Source organism: Streptomyces netropsis (assembly GCF_014203545.1).
In the GTDB taxonomy this organism is placed as follows: domain Bacteria; phylum Actinomycetota; class Actinomycetes; order Streptomycetales; family Streptomycetaceae; genus Streptomyces; species Streptomyces netropsis.
The window spans coordinates 119,359-138,138 of sequence record NZ_JACHJG010000013.1 but is presented as its reverse complement, the minus strand read 5'-3'; the positions used below and the strand labels follow the sequence as shown (position 1 = coordinate 138,138).

Here is an 18,780-nt window from a genome sequence, read left to right as displayed (position 1 = left end):
GGCACCCGTACGGGAGCCGCCGCACCCTAAAGGACCAGCCCCGCCTGGCGCGAGGTGCGCCGGGCGGGAGACCGTGGACCCATGGGCACCACAGGGAACGACCAGGACCGGATCCGGGGCGACCGCGGGAGTGCGGAGAAGCCGTCGCCCCGCGCCCTCGTCGCCGGGGCCACCGGCTACATCGGGGGCCGGCTCGTCCCCGAACTGCTCGACGCCGGGTACCGGGTGCGCTGCCTGGCGCGCGACCCGCGGCGGCTGCGCGACCAGCCCTGGGCCGGCCGGGTCGAGACCGTCAAGGCCGACGTGACCCGCCCGGACACCCTCCCCGACGCCTTCGCCGACGTGGACGTCCTCTACTACCTCGTACACGCCCTCGGCACCGGCGCGGACTTCGAGGAGACCGACCGGCGGGCGGCGCTCGCCGTCGGGCGCGCCGCGAAGGCGGCCGGGGTGCGCCGCATCGTCTACCTCGGCGGACTCTCCCCCCGTCAGGTGCCCGAACGTCTGCTCTCCCCGCACCTGCGCTCCCGCGCCGAGGTCGGACGGATCCTCCTCGCCAGCGGGGTCCCCACGGCACAGCTGCGCGCCGCGGTGATCATCGGATCCGGCTCCGCCTCCTTCGAGATGCTCCGCTACCTCACCGAGCGGCTCCCGGTGATGGTCACCCCGAGCTGGGTGAACACCCGCATCCAGCCCATCGCCGTCCGCGACGTGCTGCGCTGCCTCGTGGCGGCGGCAGGGCTGCCCGACGACGTCAGCCGCAGCTTCGACGTGGGCGGCCCCGACGTCCTCACCTACCGCCGGATGATGGACCGCTACGCGTCCGTCGCCCGGCTGCCCCGGCGGATCGTCCTGACCGTGCCGGTGCTCACCCCCGGCCTGTCCAGCCTCTGGGTCGGGCTGGTCACCCCCGTCCCCAGCGGCATCGCGCGTCCCCTGGTGGAGTCGCTGCGGCACGAGGTGGTCTGCCGGGAGCACGACATCGCCCGCTACGCACCGGACCCGCCACAGGGCCTGATCGGCTTCGACGAGGCCGTGCGCCTGGCCCTCAAACGCGTACGGGACGCCGACGTCGCCACCCGCTGGTCCTCCGCGTCCCTGCCCGGCGCCCCCAGCGACCCGCTGCCCTCCGACCCCGACTGGTCGGGCGGCAGCCTCTACGAGGACCGCCGCGAGGTGCCCGTCGACGCCGGGCCCGAGGCGCTCTGGCGGGTCGTCGAGGGCATCGGCGGGGACAACGGCTGGTACTCCTTCCCCCTCGCCTGGTCGCTGCGCGGCCTCCTCGACCGCCTCGTCGGCGGCGTCGGCCTGCGCCGCGGCCGCCGGGACCCGCACGCGCTGCGCGTCGGCGACTCCCTCGACTTCTGGCGCGTCGAGGAGATCGAACCGGGCCGGCTGCTGCGGCTGCGCGCCGAGATGCGGCTGCCCGGCCGGGCCTGGCTGGAGCTGACCGTCACCCCCGACGGGCCGTCCCGCGCGACGTACCGCCAGCGGGCGCTGTTCCGCCCGCACGGGCTGGCCGGCCACGCCTACTGGTGGTCCGTGGCCCCGTTCCACGCGATCGTGTTCGGCGGCATGGCCCGCAACATCGCGCACCGGGCGCGGTCGTACCGGGGGTCTTAGGCCGTGTCCGGCCGGTCCTGCCGCCCGCGGCGGCGAGCGCCCTGCGGGCGCGTCCTCAATCGCCGGACGGGCTGCCGTGCTGTGCCCGCCGCGCAGCGGTGGTGCGGGGCGCTACGGGCCGCGGCGCCCGTTCACTTGACCCGCCGGACACGGCTCAGGCGGCGCGGGCGAGGCTCGCCACCGGGTGGAGCGCCGCGTACTCCAGGGGCGCCGACGGGTCGATGGACACCTCCAGCGGCGCGGGCTCCGCCCCCGCGCGCACCAGCAGATCGCCGACGGCCGCGATCATCGCGCCGTTGTCGGTGCACAGCCGCAGCGGCGGCACCCGCAGCTCGATGCCCGCGGCCGCGCAGCGGTCCTGGGCCAGCGCCCGCACCCGGGAGTTGGCGGCCACCCCGCCGACCACGACGAGGGTGCCCACGCCGTGCTCGACGCACGCCGCGACGGCCTTGCGGGTGAGGACGTCGGCCACGGCCTCCTGGAGGGACGCGGCCCCGTCCGCGACGGGCAACGGCCGCCCGGCCTGCCGGTGCCGCTCCGCCCAGCGGGCGGCGGCCGTCTTCAGACCGGAGAAGGAGAAGGCGTACGGATCGTCGCGCGGCCCGGTCAGCGGACGGGGGAACGCCACCGCGCGCGGGTCGCCCTCGCGGGCCGCCCGGTCGACGGCGGGACCGCCGGGGTAGGGCAGGCCGAAGACCCGGGCCACCTTGTCGAAGCACTCGCCCGCCGCGTCGTCCAGGGTGTCGCCGAGGTGGACGATCGGGTCGCGCGCGAGATCCCGGACGAGCAGCAGCGAGGTGTGCCCGCCGGAGACGATCAGCACCATGCACGGGTTCGGCAGCGGCCCGTGCTCCAGGGTGTCGGCGGCCACGTGCCCGGCGAGGTGGTGCACCCCGTACAGCGGCACCCCCAGCGCGTACGCGAAGCCCTTCGCCGCGGCGACGCCGACCTGGAGCGCGCCCGACAGGCCGGGGCCCGTCGTCACGGCGACCGCCCCGATGTCGCGCATCGTCAGGCCCGCGTCGGCCAGCGCGGCACGGACGACGGGCGCCGCCGCGTGCACATGCGCGCGGGCCGCGATCTCCGGCACGACACCGCCGAACCGCGCGTGCTCGTCCATGCTGGAGGCCACCGCGTGACCCAGCAGCTTCCCGTCCCGGACGAGACCGGCGCCGGTCTCGTCGCAGGACGACTCGATGCCCAGCACCACCGGTGAACGCCTCACGGCGGACCTCCTGCCTAGATTACGTAATTGCACATTCTATGCAACAAGGTCCCGGTCGTGGCGCCGTCGTCGCAGGTCAGTAGAGTTCCGATGCCCCTGTACACCGCGAATCCCGAGGTGCGCCCACGTGAGCCAAGCCGCCGTGACGGTCGTAGGCATCGGCGCCGACGGCTGGCCGGGCCTCGCCCCCGGCTCCCAGGAGGCCCTGCGCCGGGCCGAGGTGATCGTCGGAGGCCCCCGCCAGCTCGATCTGCTGCCCCCCGACTGCGCGGGCGAGCGCGTCGCCTGGCCCTCCCCGCTGCGCCCGGCCGTCCCCGGGCTGCTGGCCGCGCACGCCGGACGGCGGGTGTGCGTACTCGCCAGCGGCGACCCCATGTTCTTCGGCATCGGCCGCACGCTCGTGGACGCCCTCGGCACCGCCGACGGGCTGCGGGTGCTGCCGCACCCGTCCTCCGTGTCGTACGCCTGTGCCCGGCTCGGCTGGCCGCTCGACGACACCGAGGTGCGCAGCCTCGTCGGCCGCCCGCTCGGCGCGCTGTCCGCCGCCCTGCACCCCGGCCGCCGGCTGCTGGTGCTCAGCGCCGGCGCGGACACCCCCGCCGAGGTCGCCGCCCTGCTGCGCGACCGCGGCTTCGGACCGAGCCCGCTGACCGTGCTGGAACAGCTCGGCGGCGCCCACGAGCGCCGCGTCGAGGGCACGGCCGACGACTGGCACCACGCCCCCGGCGACGCGCTGAACGTCATCGCCGTCGACTGCCGACGCGCCGACGACGCGCTCCGGCTGCCGCTCACCCCCGGGCTGCCGGACGAAGCCTTCGAGCACGACGGACAGTTGACGAAGCGTCATGTGCGGGCGGCGACCCTCGCCGCACTCGCCCCGGCCCCCGGCGAGCTGCTCTGGGACATCGGCGGCGGCTCGGGCTCCATCGGCATCGAATGGATGCGCGCCCACCGCTCCTGCCGTGCCGTCAGCGTCGAACGCGACCCCGTACGGGCCGCGCGCGTCGCCCGCAACGCCGAGGCCCTCGGCGTACCCGCGCTGCGCGTCGTCACCGGCGCCGCCCCCGCCGGGCTCGCCGGCCTGCCCACCCCCGACGCCGTGTTCATCGGCGGCGGGCTCACCGCCCCCGGCCTGCTCACCGCGTGCTGGGACGCGCTCCCCGCGGGCGGCCGGCTCGTCGCCAACACCGTCACCCTCGAATCCGAGGCGCTGCTCACCGACCGGTACCGCCGCCACGGCGGCGACCTGACCCGCCTGACCGTCGCGCACGCCGTGCCCGTCGGCGGCTTCACCGGCTGGCGGCAGGCCATGCCGGTCACCCAGTGGTCCGTGGTCAAACCCGCAGAAGGAGAAACCGACGCATGACCGTGTACTTCATCGGCGCAGGCCCCGGCGCCGCCGACCTCATCACGGTGCGCGGCGCGCGGACCCTGGCCCGGTGCGGCGTCTGCCTCTACGCCGGCAGCCTCGTCCCCCGCGAACTCCTCGCCGAGTGCCCGCCGGACGCCCGCCTCGTCGACACCGCACAGCTCGACCTGGACCAGATCACCGCCGAGTTCGTCGCCGCCCACGAGGCGGGCCTCGACGTCGCCCGGCTGCACTCCGGCGACCCGGCCGTCTTCAGCGCCGTCGCCGAGCAGATGCGCCGCCTCGACGCGGCCGGCATCCCGTACGAGATCGTCCCCGGCGTGCCCGCCTTCGCCGCCGCCGCGGCGGCGCTCGGCCGTGAGCTGACCGTGCCGACCGTCGGCCAGACCGTCATCCTCACCCGCATCGCCCAGCAGGCCACCCCGATGCCCCCCGGCGAGGACCTCGCCACCCTCGGCCGCAGCGGAGCCCTCCTCGTCCTGCACCTCGCGGCCCGCTACGCCGACCGCGTCGTCGCCGAACTGCTCCCGCACTACGGCCCGGACTGCCCCGCCGCCGTCGTCGCCATGGCCAGCCGCCCCGACGAGCTCGTCCTGCGCGGCACCCTCGCCGACATCGCCGACCAGGTGAAGGCGGCGGGCGTGGTCCGGACGGCGGTCATCATCGTGGGCCGCACCCTGACCGCGGAGCAGTTCCCGGACAGCCACCTGTACTCCACCACGCGCGACCGCTGCGCGGGCTGACTCAGCCGGCGGTGGCCTTCTCGTACGCCTTCTTGAGGTGCTTGTCGACGAGCCCGGGGGAGCCGCTCATATGGAGGAGGATGTTGCCCTTGCGGACGGCGATCTGCTTGACCTCCGACGCGCCCCCGGGGCCGACGAACTTCAAGGTGAAGGCGTACCGCTCGTCACCCAGCTCGGGTACGACGGCTTCGGCCAGCGTGATCGGGAGCGGTGTGGTGCCCGACGTCACGGTGTAGGAGGGGCAGGCCCGGAAGGCGTCCCGCATCTCCCGCAGCGTGGCGGACAACTTCGCGGGGGAGTCGCTGTCGAGCTCTTCCCCGAAGCCCGAGCTGCCGTACATGAACTGGACCTCCGCCTGGTTCACCGGCTGCAGTCCGGGCATCCTGGTGGCGAGCCGCTCCATCGCCGGGCAGCCGCTCACCGCCTCGTCGTCGTCCTTCGCGTCGTCCTTCGAGGGCTGCGCGGTGTAGTCGCCGCCGAGGTCGTCGGTGGTCAGCAGCAGGCGCCTGAGCTCGGCGACACGGGCCGGCTTCGTCGGAGCCGGGGCGGCGGGCCGGTCCGCCGGGGCGGCGGTCCGCTCGCCGGACCCGGCCGCGGGGGCCGCGCCGACGGAGCCCGTGGTGCAACCGGACGTGGCCAGGAGCGCGCCGACGAGTATCGAAAGCCCCCATGGAGGCGTGGTGAGGCGGCGGTGCATGTGCGGAAATCCCCCTTGACGATCTTCGCCGTGACCCTACCGTGCGAGCGGTCCGGGGTCAGCGCCCGGCCGGACCGCGCGACTCCGCCCGGCCCACGATCGTGCCCGCGCGGTCGATGCAGATGACGTCGACCGCGACGGGCGCCCCGCGCAGCACCGCCAGCGCCTCGTCACGGGCGGTCGCGGCGACGAGGTCGCCGAGGGGGACACCGCGGGCCGCGCACAGGGTCAGGGCCTCCAGCCCGGTGTTGGCGGCGGCGACCGCGGCGGCCAGCTCCGCGTCCGCGCCGCCCCGGCGGGCCAGCTCGGCGAGGAAGCCCTTGTCCACCTGCGAGCGGGCCGAGTGCAGATCGAGGTGGCCCGCGGCGAGCTTGGAGAGCTTCGCGAAGCCGCCCGCGACGGTGAGCCGGTCGACCGGGTGACGGCGTACGTACTTCAGGACCGCCCCCGCGAAGTCGCCCATGTCCAGCAGGGCGTCCTCGGGCAGCCCGTGCACGGCGACCGCGACCTTCTCCGACGTCGAGCCCGTACAGCCCGCCACATGCGTGCGCCCCGCCGCGCGGGCCACGTCCACGCCGCGCCGGATGCTGTCGATCCACGCCGAGCAGGAGTAGGGGACGACGATGCCCGTGGTGCCGAGGATGGAGATGCCGCCCAGGATGCCCAGGCGCGGGTTCCAGGTGGAGCGGGCGATCTCCTCGCCGTGATCGACCGACACCTCGATCTCGACGTCCCCGGCACCCCCGTGCCGGGCGGCGACCTCGGCCACGTGGTCGCGCATCATCTGCCGGGGGACGGGGTTGACCGCCGGCTCGCCGACGGCCAGCGGCAGCCCCGGCCGGGTGACCGTGCCCACCCCGGGACCCGCCCGGAAGACGACCCCGGAGCCGGGCGGCAGCACCCGGACCGTGACCCGGATCAACGCCCCGTGCGTGACGTCCGGATCGTCGCCCGCATCCTTGACGATCGCCGCCATGGCCGTCCGGCCCTCGTCGCGCAGCTCCTCGGCGGCGAGGGCGAAGGCGGGCGTCTGCCCCTTGGGCAGGGTGATCGTCACGGGGTCGGGGAAGTCGCCGGTGAGCAGCGCGGTGTACGCGGCGGTCGTCGCCGCCGTCGCGCAGGCGCCGGTGGTCCAGCCGTGCCGGAGCCCGGTGTGCGCGAGCTGCGCACCGCGCCCGCTCGCGGTCGGTTCGGCCTTGACGTCAGTCACGGGGGGCTCCGCCGGTCCGGCTAACCTGACCACTCGGTGCCGCCGCGGCACCGGCCGGGCCGTGCGCCCGGCCCACAGGCCCGCGCCCGCGGGCCCGACCCGGGAGGCCGGCGGTGCACAGGCCACGCCACGTCCTGATCCTCGGCGGCACCACCGAGGCGCGACGGCTCGCGGCCGAGCTGGCGGCCGACCCCGCCCTGCGCGTCACCAGCTCGCTGGCGGGGCGCGTCGCCGCACCGCGACTGCCCGCGGGGCAGGTGCGGATCGGGGGCTTCGGGGGACCCGAGGGCCTGGCCCGGTGGCTGCGCGAGCAGCAGGTGGACGCGCTCATCGACGCCACCCATCCTTTCGCCGGCACGATCAGTTTCAACGCGGCACGGGCTGCCGCAGACGTCCATGTTCCCCTGCTGGCCCTCCGCCGCCCCGGCTGGGTCGCGGAGCCGGACGACGACTGGCACCCGGTCGGCTCGCTGACCGAGGCGGCGGACGCCCTGCCCGCCCTCGGCGGGCGGGCCTTCCTGACCACGGGGAGGATGGGCCTCGCGGCCTTTGCCCACCTGGAGGATATGTGGTTCCTCGTCCGCTCCGTGGACGCCCCGGAACCACCGATGCCGGCGCGCACGGAGGTGCTGCTGGACCGGGGCCCGTTCACGGTGGAGGGCGAGGCGGACCTGTTGCGCCGCTACGGCATCGACGTCCTGGTCACGAAGGACAGCGGCGCGGCGGCGACGGCTGCGAAGCTCGTCGCCGCGCGCGAGGCGGGCATCCCGGTGGTGGTCGTCCGCCGCCCGCCGGCCCCGGAGGGGGTGCCTGTCGCGGCGGATCCGGCGGAAGCGGTGCGCTGGCTGCGCGCATCACTGACGTGAGGGCCCGGGACACGACGATGTGCGGTGCCCGGCCGCTGGTGGCATGGTGAGGGGTGATCCCCCAGACCGAGCCTCCGTGGGAGAAGCGATCATGGGAAACGCCGATCAGTCCCAGGACAAGGAACGCCATCTGGCCGACGAGGCCAAACATCCCGCCCCCGGCGAGAGAGCCCGCACGAAGCATGCGGAGCATGTGGCGCGAGGCAGAGTGAAGCAGGCCAAGGAGGACGCCGAGGACAGGGCGTCCGAGGCCTCGGTGAAGAAGGACTCCCGCGAGCAGTCCCCATAGCCGGGTACGACCGACAGCCGGGTACGACCGTCGCAGCGAGGGTGCGACCTTGCGGCGTACGGCCTCGTGCGGGTGAGCCCGAGACCGTACGGCTGTGGTGGGTGAAGCCCCGCGAGGACGACCGGCGGGTCGCCGATCCTCGTCCCCGTGGCGGCCGGGCGCTTCCTGCTGCGGCGACCCGGTGCCGCAGCGTTGGGTCGGCCACGGTCGGCGACGGCTCACATGCGCAGCAGCCGCTCCGCGCTCTCCCGGTACTGGCGCAGCGCGAGCCGTAGCTCCTCCGTCTCCGCTTCGGTGCCCGGGTCCTTCCAGCTCGCGCGGAGCATGCGCTCTCGTTCCGCGAGGGTGTCCGTGAGGTGGGTGACGGTTTCTCGGAAGACGCCCTCGGCTTCCTCGACCGCCCGGCGCGGGCTGTCGACGAAGGTGCTGACGGCCCGCTGGAGACGCGTGGCCAGTTCGTCCCGGGCGTCCTGCGGGAACAGCGGCGCCGGGGCGCGGCCGGGTTCGTCGGCGCCCATGGCCGGTTCCAGGGGGTTCCGGGTCGGCACAGGGGGAGGTGTGTGCGGGGTGCGCGGCTCGGCGGGGGGCCGGTTCTTGTCCGGGGGTTGTTGCGCGCGTGCTTGGTCGTACAGCATCAGGTGCCACTATCCCTTCGCGTGACGCCGGCCAAGCGCCCTCGGCGCATGGCTGCGGTCGCCGGTGGACTGGTCGGGGGAGTGCGGGCGGCGTCGCTCCGAGTTGTCCGGCCGTCGTGCGACCAGTTCGTCGAACAGGTCCCGGGCTTCGACCAGGGCCTCCCGCGTTTCTTCCGTGCCGGCCTTGCCGCGCACGGCCATGTGCACCCTGCGGTAGCCGTGGACCTGCCCGGCGTGGTGGACGGAGAGCGCGGCCAGCTGTTCCTCGAACCGCTCACCGCCGGGGAAGCCCCGGTCCTCGGCCAGCCGCGCCAACAGCGCGTCGGCCTCGGCGGCAGCCTCCCGCGGGGCGTCGACGAACCGCTCCTGGATCCGGGCCCACAGGACCAGGTACCGCTCGCGGGTCTCGGGCGGCATCGGCTGCTCCTTGAGGGAACCGTGCCGTTGTAGGCGCTCGCCGAGTTCCCGCTCGGCGGCCTCGGTGTTGCCGTCGTGACGGGCGACGGCACGGTCGTACTCGAGGCCGAAGCGCCTCTTCAGGCCGTGGCCGCCACGTGCCCGGCCGCGTCCGATGAAGAGGGCGGCGGCCACGGCCATGACGGCCACGACGATCGAGGCGATGATCACGACTGCGGACATGGCGTCCCTCGCTGCTTCCCGGCTCGTAAGCCGATCCGACTGTTCGCGGGTGGGCCGAAAGCTGAGGCCGCTTACCGGCGGCCGTGGCTGTGGCCGTAGCGGAATCCGCCACGACTGCGGGTGCGGCGGCCGAAGCCGACGATCCAGACGATCAGCACGAGAGCCGCGGCGAACCACAGCAGGTGCATGGTGAAGCCGAACCCGAAGAGAAGCAGGGCCAGCAGGAGGAGAACAGTCCAGAAGATCACGGCCGGAACTCCAATGGGCACAGGGAGGATTCCCTGGGTTCCGCGGGGGCCGGGCGAAGCCGGACGGGGGGCGCCGTCCGGAGAATGCCGGAGCGTCGTAGCCCTACGCCGTAATGGTCAGTCAACGCCCGGCGGCATCCCTTGTCAACGAACTGGCAAGAGCGATGCGTTCCGGCCCCCCGCCCGGGGCTGATGGGGACGGTGACGGGGCTGTGGCGCTGTTCATCGGGTTTCACCGGGTCGGCCGGCGGCAGGATGTGGTCCTCCCACCAGGACAGGCCCATGACGCCGGCGAGCAGGACGAAGGGGGTCAGAGCGGGGAGGATCAGCGCGTACATGAAGTACCGCCTGCCATCGGATGCGTGCGACGCGGGCGGGCAGCGGAACGCTGCCCGCGATGGGCGCACCGGGCCGGGCCGGGGTGTGGTGACGGTGGGCGCGGGAGCGGTCCCGGTCGTGCGGGGAAGGCCGCCGCGTCGATGCGCAAGCCGTGCGCCCCGGGGCGCGGTCGGTGCTCGATGCTGCCGGGGACCGGGGCGGCACCCTACAGGCTAGTCCTCCCCGCCTCATCCGAACAGGCTTCTGGGGCCGTTCCGTTCAGGACCCTGTCCCGGCGTACGGGCGGCACGGAGCCGTTCCGTGAGGCCCCGGCCCCCGCCGGGGCGGGGTGTTCCGCGAGCGAACGGACACGGTGCCCTCCGGGCCGGGTGGTCCCCGGCCCGGAGGGCACCGTGGCGTTACCGCTCCGGATACCGCCGAGGCGTCCAGACGATCTCCTCGCCGTCGCCGGAACCACGCCGTACCGCGCGGGTCTGCGTGGAGCCCACGATGAGGATCGTGCGCATGTCGACCTGCTCCGGATCCAGTTCGCCGAGCCGGACGATCCGTACGCTCTCCTCCGGGCCGCCCACGTCCCGGCCCAGGACGACCGGGGTGTCCGCCGGGCGGTGTTCCAGGAGGAGGTCGCGGGCCTTGCCGACCTGCCAGACGCGGCTGCGGGAGCCGGGGTTGTACAGGGCGAGGACCAGGTCCGCCGCCGCGGCGGACCGCAGTCGCTCCGCGATGACCTCCCACGGCTTGAGCCGGTCGGACAGCGACACGACCGCGTAGTCGTGGCCGAGTGGCGCGCCCGCCCGGGAGGCGGCGGCGTGGGCCGCCGTCATGCCGGGCAGCACCCGGACGGGCACCTCGCGGTACGGGTCCTCGGAGGCGACCTCCAGTACGGCCGTCGCCATCGCGAAGACACCCGGGTCGCCGGAGGAGACGACGGCGACCCGCCGCCCCTGCCGGGCGAGGTCGAGCGCGAACTCGGCGCGCTCGGACTCCACCTTGTTGTCGGACGGGTGCCGCCGCTGGCCCGGCCGGACGGGCACCCGGTCCACGTACGTGCTGTAGCCGACGACGTCCTCGGCCGCCGCCAGCTCGCCGCGCGCCTCCGGCGTCAGCCACAGCGGGCCGGCCGGGCCGAGCCCGACGACCACGACCTCGCCCCGGCCCGAGGCGGCCGGAGCCGCGTCGATGCGGCTCGGCAGCACCGCCACCGAGAAGTACGGCACCGACTCGGGGTCCACCTCCGCCAGCAGGCCCGTACGCTCCCCGGGCATCGTGGCGCGCTCGACGTACCGCGCGTCCGCGAGCCGCCCCGCGCGCTCCAGCGCGCCCCGCACGGCGGGGAACGTCCGGCCGAGCTTCATCACGACGGCCGAGTCGGTCGAGGCCAGGCGGGCCGTCAGCTCCTCCTCGGGCAGGGTGCCCGGCAGGATCGTCAGGACTTCCTCGCCCTCCACCAGCGGCTCACCCAGCCGGGCCGCCGCCGCGCTGACGGACGTGACCCCGGGGATCACCTCCGTGGGGTAGCGGTCCGCGAGCCGCTTGTGCATGTGCATGTACGAGCTGTAGAAGAGCGGGTCGCCCTCCGCGAGCACCGCGACCGTGCGCCCGGCGTCCAGGTGGACGGCCAGCCGCGCCGCGGCCTCCTCGTAGAACTCCTCCATCGCGCCCCGGTAGCCCCCGGGGTGGTCGGTGGTCTCCGTGGTGACGGGGTAGACCAGCTGCTCCTCGATGTGGTCGGGGCGCAGATGGCGTGCGGCGATGGTGCGCGCGATGCTGCGGCCGTGCCGGGCGCTGTGGTACGCGACGACGTCGGCCGCGGTGATGACCTCGACGGCCCGCACGGTCATCAGCGACGGGTCGCCGGGACCGAGCCCCACTCCGTACAGTCGGCCCGTCGTCGAAGGCTGCTCGTTCACTCTTCCTCGCTCGCTATCGCGTTGATCGCCGCCGCTGCCATGGCGCTGCCGCCGCGACGGCCCCGCACCACCAGATAATCGAGCCCCAGCGGGCTGTCGGCCAGGGCGTCCTTGGACTCGGCGGCACCGATGAAGCCCACCGGTATGCCGATGACCGCGGCCGGGCGCGGCCCGTCCGCCCCGCCCGCCCCTCCTTCTTCGAGCATCTCCAGCAGACGGAACAGTGCCGTCGGCGCGTTGCCGACCGCGACGACCGCGCCGTCGAGCTTCTCGCGCCACAGCTCCAGCGCCGCCGCGCTGCGGGTCGTGCCCATCCGCCGTGCCAGCTCCGGCACCGACGGGTCGGCGAGGGTGCACAGCACCTCGTTGTCCGCGGGCAGCCGCTTGCGGGTCACGCCGCTGGCGACCATGTTCGCGTCGCACAGGATCGGCGCCCCGGCGCGCAGCGCCGCGCGGGCCCGCGCCACCACCTGGGGGGAGTACGCGAGGTCCCGTACGAGATCGACCATCCCGCAGGCGTGGATCATGCGCACCGCGACCTGGCTGACGTCCGGCGGCAGTCCGCCGAGGTCGGCCTCGGCCCTGATGGTGGCAAAGGACTGGCGGTAGATGGACGCGCCGTCCTTCTCGTACTCGAACACTGTGCCTCGCTTGCTGGGTTGCGCCTGGTGGTGTCGTGCAGGGTCAGTCTGCGGAGGTACGTGCCGCCGCGACCGCGTCGGCCAGTCCCCTCGCTGTGGCTCGTGCGGTGACCGTTTCCGTTTCCGTCTCCCCGTCCCGTACCGCGATCCGGTAGCCGTCACCGGTCGCGAGCACGTCGACCCAGCTCCCGCCCGGGTGGCCGCACCGCCGCTCGCAGCCGGACCAGTACACCGGGAGCCCCGCCGGGGGCAGCCCCGTGAGGCAGGCCGCCGCGTCCGCCCGTACGTCCGCGAGAGACTTGGCGCAGCCCGGCCGGCCCGCGCACGCGCCCGCCCGGTGCCAGGGGGACGTGGTGGAGGTGACGAGCCCGGCGTCCGCGAGCGCCGTCAGCCGGGTGCGGGCCGTACCGGCCGGGAGGCCGGGGACGACGATGCCGCGCCAGGGTGTCACACGCAGCTCGCCCGCCCCGTCCCGGGCGGCCACGGTAGTCATGAGCCGCCACTGGGCGGCGGTCAGCCGCCCGAGCGGCGCGGTCACCGACAGGGCGCACCGCCCGTCCCGGCCGGTGACCAGGCCCGGCGGGGCCGGGGGCCCGTGCGGCAGACGGGGGTCGGGGAGCAGTGCGGCAGCGATGCCCGCGGCCGTGAGCCGGTCCGCCAACGCGTCGACGCGCGGGCGGTGTTCGGGGGCCAGGTCCCGGACGCGCCAGGCCTTGGCGCCGCTCCGAGCCGGCGCCGCGAGGAACTCGCGCGCGGCCAGCACGGCCGCGCGCGGCGCGTCGGAGGCGGCGATCCGCAGACCGGGTCCGGTGGCGGCGAAGCACAGGGTGGCCTGCCCCTCGCCGCTTGCGATCAATGTCACATCGGGGCCGAGGGCCACGATGTCGCCGCGGCCGTCGTCGAGGCCGAAGAGAAAACGGCCCGACAAACCTGACAAATCCAGGCCGTCGGAAGGGTCGGCCGCGGGGGTGCAGAGGAGTGCGTCCAGGGCGCGCGCCCAGTCCTGCACATCGGTTGCCCCGGTGCGGGGCGGCCCCGACGCCCCGTCCAGGCCGCACAGCGGCGAGGCCGCCACGTTGCGCACCCGGTCGTGCCGGTCCGACGGCAGCAGCCCCGCCGCCCGCAACCGGCCGGCCAGCTCGCCGCCGCAGCCGTCGGCCAGCCCGCGCAGCTGGACGTTGCCGCGCGAGGTGATGTCGAGATTCCCGTCGCCCAGCTCCTCGGCGACCAGCGCCAACGCCGTCGCCTGACGGGCCGTCAACAACCCGGCGGGCAACCGGACGCGCGCCAGCGAACCGTCGTCCGCGGCGTGCAGCCGCAGCGCTCCGGGGCACGCGTCGCCGCCCGCGCGGACGGTCCGTCCGCCGGCGGCCGGTTTATCCCGCTCCGGGGGGGATGTGGGGGTGACGGGCATGGCGGCGAGCATACCGACGATCACACCGGGTGCACCGTCCTGTGCGGGACGGCCAGCGCTTACTATGCTCAGCGGTGGCCAGAATCTCTTATTCGTCCTCTGGTCCGCCAACGCCAGCGACGGCGTCAGGGGAGGAAGCCGGTGAGACTCCGGCACGGTCCCGCCACTGTGAGCCCGGCAGCGATGCCGGGCGAGTCAGGAACTCCCGCCGTCCTCCAACCGCCCGGGGCGCGGACCCCGAGGAAGGCCAGCCGCCGCATGCGCACCATCCGGTCCGGCGTACCCCGGGCGACCCTCGATGCCCTGGGGAGCGCCGCGTGATCCTTCTCCTGTCGACGTCCGACACCGACCTGCTCAGCGCCCGCGCGGCTGCTGCTCATGAGGGCCCGGTCCCGTACCGCCTCGCCAACCCCGCCCGGCTCGCGCTCGAAGAGCTTCCCGCGCTGCTGGAGGGCACCGACCTCGTCGTCGTGCGGCTCCTCGGCGGCATCCGCGCCTGGCAGGAGGGGCTCGACCTGCTGCTCGCCGGGGACCGCCCCGTCGTCGTCCTCACCGGCGAACAGGCCCCCGACGCCCAGCTGATGGAGGCCTCCACCGTTCCCATCGGGATCGCCGCCGAGGCCCACGCCTACCTCGCGCACGGCGGCCCCGCCAACCTCGAACAGCTCGCGCGCTTCCTCTCCGACACCGTGCTGCTCACCGGACACGGCTTCGAGGCGCCCGCGGCCGCCCCCACCTGGGGCCCGCTGGAGCGCACCGCCAAGCCCGGCGCGACCGGCCCGCTCATCGCGGTGCTCTACTACCGCGCCCACCACATGAGCGGCAACACCGCCTTCGTGGACACCCTGTGCGGGGCGATCGAGGACGCCGGCGGCCGCGCCCTGCCGCTGTACGTCGCCTCGCTGCGCTCCCCCGAGCCCGCGCTCGTCGAGGCGCTCGGCACCGCCGACGCCGTCGTCACCACCGTCCTCGCCGCGGGCGGCACCAAGCCCGCGGCCGCCTCCGCCGGCGGCGACGACGAGTCCTGGGACGCCGGCGCCCTCGCCGCGCTCGACGTGCCGATCCTCCAGGCCCTGTGCCTGACCGGCTCCCGCAGCGCCTGGGAGGAGAACGACGAGGGCCTCTCGCCGCTCGACGCCGCCACCCAGGTCGCCGTCCCCGAGTTCGACGGCCGTCTCATCACCGTCCCGTTCTCCTTCAAGGAGGTCGACGAGGACGGCCTGCCGATGTACGTGGCCGACGCCGAGCGCGCCTCCCGCGTCGCCGGCATCGCCGTGCGCCACGCCCGGCTGCGCCACATCCCCGCGGCCGACAAGCGCCTCGCGCTGGTCCTCTCCGCCTACCCCACCAAGCACTCCCGCATCGGCAACGCCGTCGGGCTCGACACCCCGGCCAGCGCCGTGGCGCTGCTGCGCCGACTCCGCGAGGAGGGCTACGACTTCGGTACGGAGGAGGTCCCCGGGCTCGCGTCCGGCGACGGCGACGAGCTGATCTACGCCCTCATCGAGGCCGGCGGCCACGACCAGGAGTGGCTCACCGAGGAGCAGCTCGCCCGCAACCCCGTCCGCATCCCGGCCGCCGACTACCGGCGCTGGTTCGCCGAGCTGCCCGCCGAGCTGCGCGAGGCCGTCGAGGAGCACTGGGGCCCCGCGCCCGGCGAGATGTTCGTCGACCGCAGCGCCAACCCCGAGGGCGACATCGTCCTCGCGGCGCTGCGCCGCGGCAACCTCCTCGTCCTCATCCAGCCGCCGCGCGGCTTCGGTGAGAACCCCATCGCGATCTACCACGACCCCGACCTGCCGCCCTCGCACCACTACCTCGCCGCCTACCGCTGGATCGCCGCCTCCCAGGCGGACGGCGGCTTCGGCGCCGACGCCATGGTCCACCTCGGCAAGCACGGCAACCTGGAGTGGCTGCCCGGCAAGAACGCCGGCCTGTCCGCCGCCTGCGGCCCGGACGCCGCCCTCGGCGACCTGCCGCTGATCTACCCCTTCCTCGTCAACGACCCCGGCGAGGGCACCCAGGCCAAGCGCCGCGCCCACGCCACCCTCGTCGACCACCTCGTGCCGCCGATGGCCCGCGCCGAGTCCTACGGCGACATCGCCCGCCTGGAGCAGCTCCTCGACGAGTACGCCTCCATCTCCGCGATGGACCCGGCCAAGCTGCCCGCCATCCGCGCCCAGATCTGGACGCTGATCCAGGCCGCGAAGCTCGACCACGACCTCGGCCTCGACGACCGCCCGGACGACGACGGCTTCGACGACTTCCTCCTGCACGTCGACGGCTGGCTGTGCGAGGTCAAGGACGCCCAGATCCGCGACGGTCTGCACGTCCTCGGCGGCGCGCCCACCGGCGAGGCGCGCGTCAACCTCGTCCTGTCGATCCTGCGCGCCCGCCAGATCTGGGGCGGCACGGCGGCCCTGCCGGGCCTGCGCGAGGCCCTCGGCCTCGACGAGTCCGCGGCCACCCGCACCACCGCCGACGAGGCGGAGGAGCAGGCCCGCGCGCTCGTCCAGGCGATGGAGGACGCGGACTGGGACCCGGCCGCGGTCGCTTCCGTGGCGGGGGAGCACGGCGAACAGGTCGCCGCGATCCTCGACTTCGCCGCCCGCGAGGTCGTCCCCCGCCTGGCCGCCACCACCGACGAGATCGACCACGCGGTGCACGCCCTGAACGGCGGCTTCGTCCCGGCGGGCCCGTCCGGCTCGCCCCTCCGCGGCCTGGTCAACGTCCTCCCGACGGGCCGTAACTTCTACTCCGTCGACCCCAAGGCCGTCCCCAGCCGTCTCGCCTGGGAGACCGGCCAGGCCCTCGCCGACTCCCTCCTGCAGCGCTACCGCACCGACCACGGCGACTGGCCGAAGTCGGTGGGCCTGTCCCTGTGGGGCACGAGCGCGATGCGCACCTCCGGCGACGACGTCGCCGAGGCCCTCGCCCTGATGGGCGTCCGTCCGCTCTGGGACGACGCCTCCCGCCGGGTCAACGGCCTGGAGCCGATCCCCCTGGCGGAGCTGGGCCGCCCCCGCATCGACGTCACCCTGCGCATCAGCGGCTTCTTCCGCGACGCCTTCCCGCACGTCATCGGCCTCCTGGACGACGCGGTCCGGCTGGCCGCCGCCCTCGACGAGCCCGCCGACGACAACTACGTCCGGGCCCACGCCCAGGCCGACCTCGCCGAACACGGCGACGAACGCCGCGCCACCACCCGCATCTTCGGCTCCCGCCCCGGCACCTACGGCGCGGGCCTGCTCCAGCTCATCGACAGCCGCGACTGGCGCACCGACGCCGACCTGGCCGAGGTCTACACCGTCTGGGGCGGCTACGCCTACGGCCGCGAACTCGAGGGCCGCCCGGCCCGCGAGGAGATGGAGACCGCCTACAAGCGCATCGCGGTCGCGGCGAAGAACACCGACACCCGCGAGCACGACATCGCCGACTCCGACGACTACTTCCAGTACCACGGCGGTATGGTCGCCACGGTGAAGGCCCTCAAGGGCAAGGCCCCGGAGGCGTACATCGGCGACTCCACCCGCCCGGAGACGGTCCGCACCCGCACCCTGGTCGAGGAGACCTCCCGCGTCTTCCGCGCCCGCGTGGTCAACCCCCGCTGGATCGAGGCGATGCGCCGCCACGGCTACAAGGGCGCCTTCGAACTCGCCGCCACCGTGGACTACCTGTTCGGCTACGACGCCACCACCGGTGTCGTCCCCGACTGGATGTACGACAAGCTCGCCCAGACCTACGTCCTCGACCCGGAGAACCGCGCCTTCCTCCAGGAGGCCAACCCCTGGGCGCTGCACGGCATCGCCGAGCGCCTCCTGGAGGCGGAGAGCCGCGGCATGTGGGCCAAGCCGGACGCGGAGACGCTGGAGGGGCTGCGCCAGGCGTTCCTGGAGACCGAGGGCAACCTGGAGGGCGAGGAGTAGGCCCGGGGCCATCTCACGGTGACGTACGAAGACCTCCCCGCGGGGCAGTCCCGGACTGCTCCCGCGGGGAGGCCTCCGTCGTGGACAAGTCGTCGACAAGGGGGGCAACTACGACGCGGACGGGTACGGCTTCACTCGGCTCATGCCGTCGCTGCCCGTACACGCCTCCATCTCGCGGTAGGTGACGCAGACCTCGGCATGCCGCGGCAGTTCCTTCGAGGGCAGCATCGGCGTGCGCGCCGATCCGAGCCCCGCCGGATCCCCCAGCAACCGGTCGCGCTTGAGCGACAGGGCGTCTCCACTGCCCGATTTCACATAGACGGAGACGACCTTGTCCGCGCCCGAACCGATTCCCGCCCACAACGCCTGGCAATCCGCGCTGTGGTACAGGTAGATCAGCCCCTCCGCGCTCTTGACGGCCGAGGCCACTTGGGCGTCACCGAGGCACTGGAATTCCTGGGGATCCTTTCCTTTGCACGTGCCGTTCCGGCAGCGCTTCACCTCGCCGGCGGCGGCCGGCCCGTCCGGTCCCTGACCGCCGAAATACCGCGCTCCGGCGAGACCTCCGGCGGCCAGGAACACCACCACCCCGGCGGCCGCCGCGATGCGGAACGAGCGGGTACGCCACCGGGAAGGACGCCTGTCGGCCAACCCGCCCCGCTCCTCACGTGCCGCCCCCGCGCCGGGGGCGTCCGCGGCGCAGAGCCGCTCCCGGGCCTCCAGCCAGGCCCCGGCGTCCCCTTCCTCCCCGCAGGCGCGGAGGAAGGCCGTCAGCGTCTCCGCTCGCGGCAACGCATCGTGACGCAACGCGTCGGCCAGCGTGCTGCGCGCCAGCACGTCCCCCCGCGCAGCCGCCCGCTCCTCCAACTGCCGGAAGGTCAACCCTGACCGCGCCTTGAGCTGCCGCATCAGAGCGACGAACTCGGCGGCGTCCCGTGCCTCGTGCGGCGCCGATTCTCCCGGACTCCCCATGGCCTTCATCCTCGCGGCGGCCGGGGCGCGGGAC

At 74.7% G+C, this 18,780-nt stretch carries 16 protein-coding genes and 1 riboswitch; of the genes, 6 read left to right on the top strand and 10 right to left on the bottom strand.

The window, feature by feature from the left end; genetic code table 11:
• Positions 1-81: 81 nt before the first annotated feature.
• The gene (locus tag FHS38_RS27140) at positions 82-1,623 is read left to right on the top strand and encodes an SDR family oxidoreductase (RefSeq protein WP_184737862.1); all 1,542 of its coding nucleotides are present in this window, start codon (positions 82-84) and stop codon (positions 1,621-1,623) included.
• A gap of 154 nt (positions 1,624-1,777) precedes the next feature.
• Here the strand turns inward: FHS38_RS27140 and tsaD are convergent, their stop codons facing one another.
• Complete coding sequence (gene tsaD, locus FHS38_RS27135; RefSeq protein WP_184738072.1) at positions 1,778-2,833, bottom strand: tRNA (adenosine(37)-N6)-threonylcarbamoyltransferase complex transferase subunit TsaD; 1,056 nt, start codon at positions 2,831-2,833, stop codon at positions 1,778-1,780.
• Between the two features lie 142 nt (positions 2,834-2,975).
• Here tsaD and cbiE point away from each other — a divergent pair, with 142 nt between their 5' ends.
• Together cbiE and cobM are read left to right on the top strand one after the other, a co-directional pair.
• On the top strand, positions 2,976-4,214 hold the full coding sequence (cbiE, locus tag FHS38_RS27130; RefSeq protein WP_229822779.1) for a precorrin-6y C5,15-methyltransferase (decarboxylating) subunit CbiE: 1,239 nt from the start codon (positions 2,976-2,978) through the stop codon (positions 4,212-4,214).
• Positions 4,211-4,960, top strand: a complete 750-nt coding sequence (cobM, locus tag FHS38_RS27125) for a precorrin-4 C(11)-methyltransferase (RefSeq protein ID WP_184737858.1) — start codon at positions 4,211-4,213, stop codon at positions 4,958-4,960. Before cbiE ends, cobM begins: the two co-directional genes overlap by 4 nt.
• 1 nt (position 4,961) lies before the next feature.
• Here the strand turns inward: cobM and FHS38_RS27120 are convergent, their stop codons facing one another.
• Both FHS38_RS27120 and FHS38_RS27115 read right to left on the bottom strand, forming a co-directional pair.
• The gene (locus tag FHS38_RS27120; protein ID WP_184737856.1) at positions 4,962-5,657 is read right to left on the bottom strand and encodes a hypothetical protein; all 696 of its coding nucleotides are present in this window, start codon (positions 5,655-5,657) and stop codon (positions 4,962-4,964) included.
• Positions 5,658-5,715: 58 nt separating this feature from the next.
• Complete coding sequence (locus FHS38_RS27115) at positions 5,716-6,867, bottom strand: cobalt-precorrin-5B (C(1))-methyltransferase (protein WP_184737854.1); 1,152 nt, start codon at positions 6,865-6,867, stop codon at positions 5,716-5,718.
• A gap of 113 nt (positions 6,868-6,980) precedes the next feature.
• Between FHS38_RS27115 and FHS38_RS27110 the strand changes: the two genes are divergently transcribed.
• Both FHS38_RS27110 and FHS38_RS27105 read left to right on the top strand, forming a co-directional pair.
• Entirely contained in the window at positions 6,981-7,733 is a 753-nt protein-coding gene (locus FHS38_RS27110; RefSeq protein ID WP_184737852.1) for a cobalt-precorrin-6A reductase, read from the top strand.
• Positions 7,734-7,824: 91 nt separating this feature from the next.
• Complete coding sequence (locus FHS38_RS27105; protein ID WP_184737850.1) at positions 7,825-8,022, top strand: hypothetical protein; 198 nt, start codon at positions 7,825-7,827, stop codon at positions 8,020-8,022.
• Between the two features lie 218 nt (positions 8,023-8,240).
• Here the strand turns inward: FHS38_RS27105 and FHS38_RS27100 are convergent, their stop codons facing one another.
• The 6 genes from FHS38_RS27100 to FHS38_RS27075 all read right to left on the bottom strand — a co-directional run bounded on the left by FHS38_RS27100 (position 8,241) and on the right by FHS38_RS27075 (position 13,860).
• Positions 8,241-8,657 carry a hypothetical protein gene (locus tag FHS38_RS27100; RefSeq protein ID WP_184737849.1) on the bottom strand — a complete coding sequence of 139 codons (417 nt, stop codon included), beginning with the start codon at positions 8,655-8,657 and terminating at the stop codon, positions 8,241-8,243.
• Between the two features lie 9 nt (positions 8,658-8,666).
• Entirely contained in the window at positions 8,667-9,296 is a 630-nt protein-coding gene (locus FHS38_RS27095) for a hypothetical protein (RefSeq protein ID WP_184737847.1), read from the bottom strand.
• 71 nt (positions 9,297-9,367) lie between these two features.
• Complete coding sequence (locus FHS38_RS27090) at positions 9,368-9,544, bottom strand: hydrophobic protein (protein ID WP_184737845.1); 177 nt, start codon at positions 9,542-9,544, stop codon at positions 9,368-9,370.
• A 737-nt stretch (positions 9,545-10,281) separates the two neighbouring features.
• Positions 10,282-11,793, bottom strand: coding sequence for a precorrin-2 C(20)-methyltransferase (locus FHS38_RS27085; RefSeq protein ID WP_184737843.1), 1,512 nt, complete (start codon positions 11,791-11,793; stop codon positions 10,282-10,284).
• On the bottom strand, positions 11,790-12,434 hold the full coding sequence (locus tag FHS38_RS27080; protein ID WP_184737841.1) for a precorrin-8X methylmutase: 645 nt from the start codon (positions 12,432-12,434) through the stop codon (positions 11,790-11,792). Before FHS38_RS27080 ends, FHS38_RS27085 begins: the two co-directional genes overlap by 4 nt.
• Positions 12,435-12,477: 43 nt before the next feature.
• Entirely contained in the window at positions 12,478-13,860 is a 1,383-nt protein-coding gene (locus tag FHS38_RS27075; RefSeq protein ID WP_184738070.1) for a ferredoxin-like domain-containing protein, read from the bottom strand.
• Positions 13,861-13,931: 71 nt separating this feature from the next.
• Positions 13,932-14,075: riboswitch (cobalamin riboswitch) on the top strand.
• A 90-nt stretch (positions 14,076-14,165) separates the two neighbouring features.
• On the opposite strand from FHS38_RS27075, the gene cobN reads away from it, so the two are divergent.
• Positions 14,166-17,774, top strand: coding sequence for a cobaltochelatase subunit CobN (gene cobN, locus FHS38_RS27070; protein WP_184737839.1), 3,609 nt, complete (start codon positions 14,166-14,168; stop codon positions 17,772-17,774).
• A 108-nt stretch (positions 17,775-17,882) separates the two neighbouring features.
• Here cobN and FHS38_RS27065 read toward each other — a convergent pair whose 3' ends face one another.
• Positions 17,883-18,746: a DUF2690 domain-containing protein gene (locus FHS38_RS27065; RefSeq protein ID WP_229822777.1), complete on the bottom strand. Its 864-nt coding sequence runs from the start codon at positions 18,744-18,746 to the stop codon at positions 17,883-17,885.
• Between the last annotated feature and the right edge of the window lie 34 nt (positions 18,747-18,780).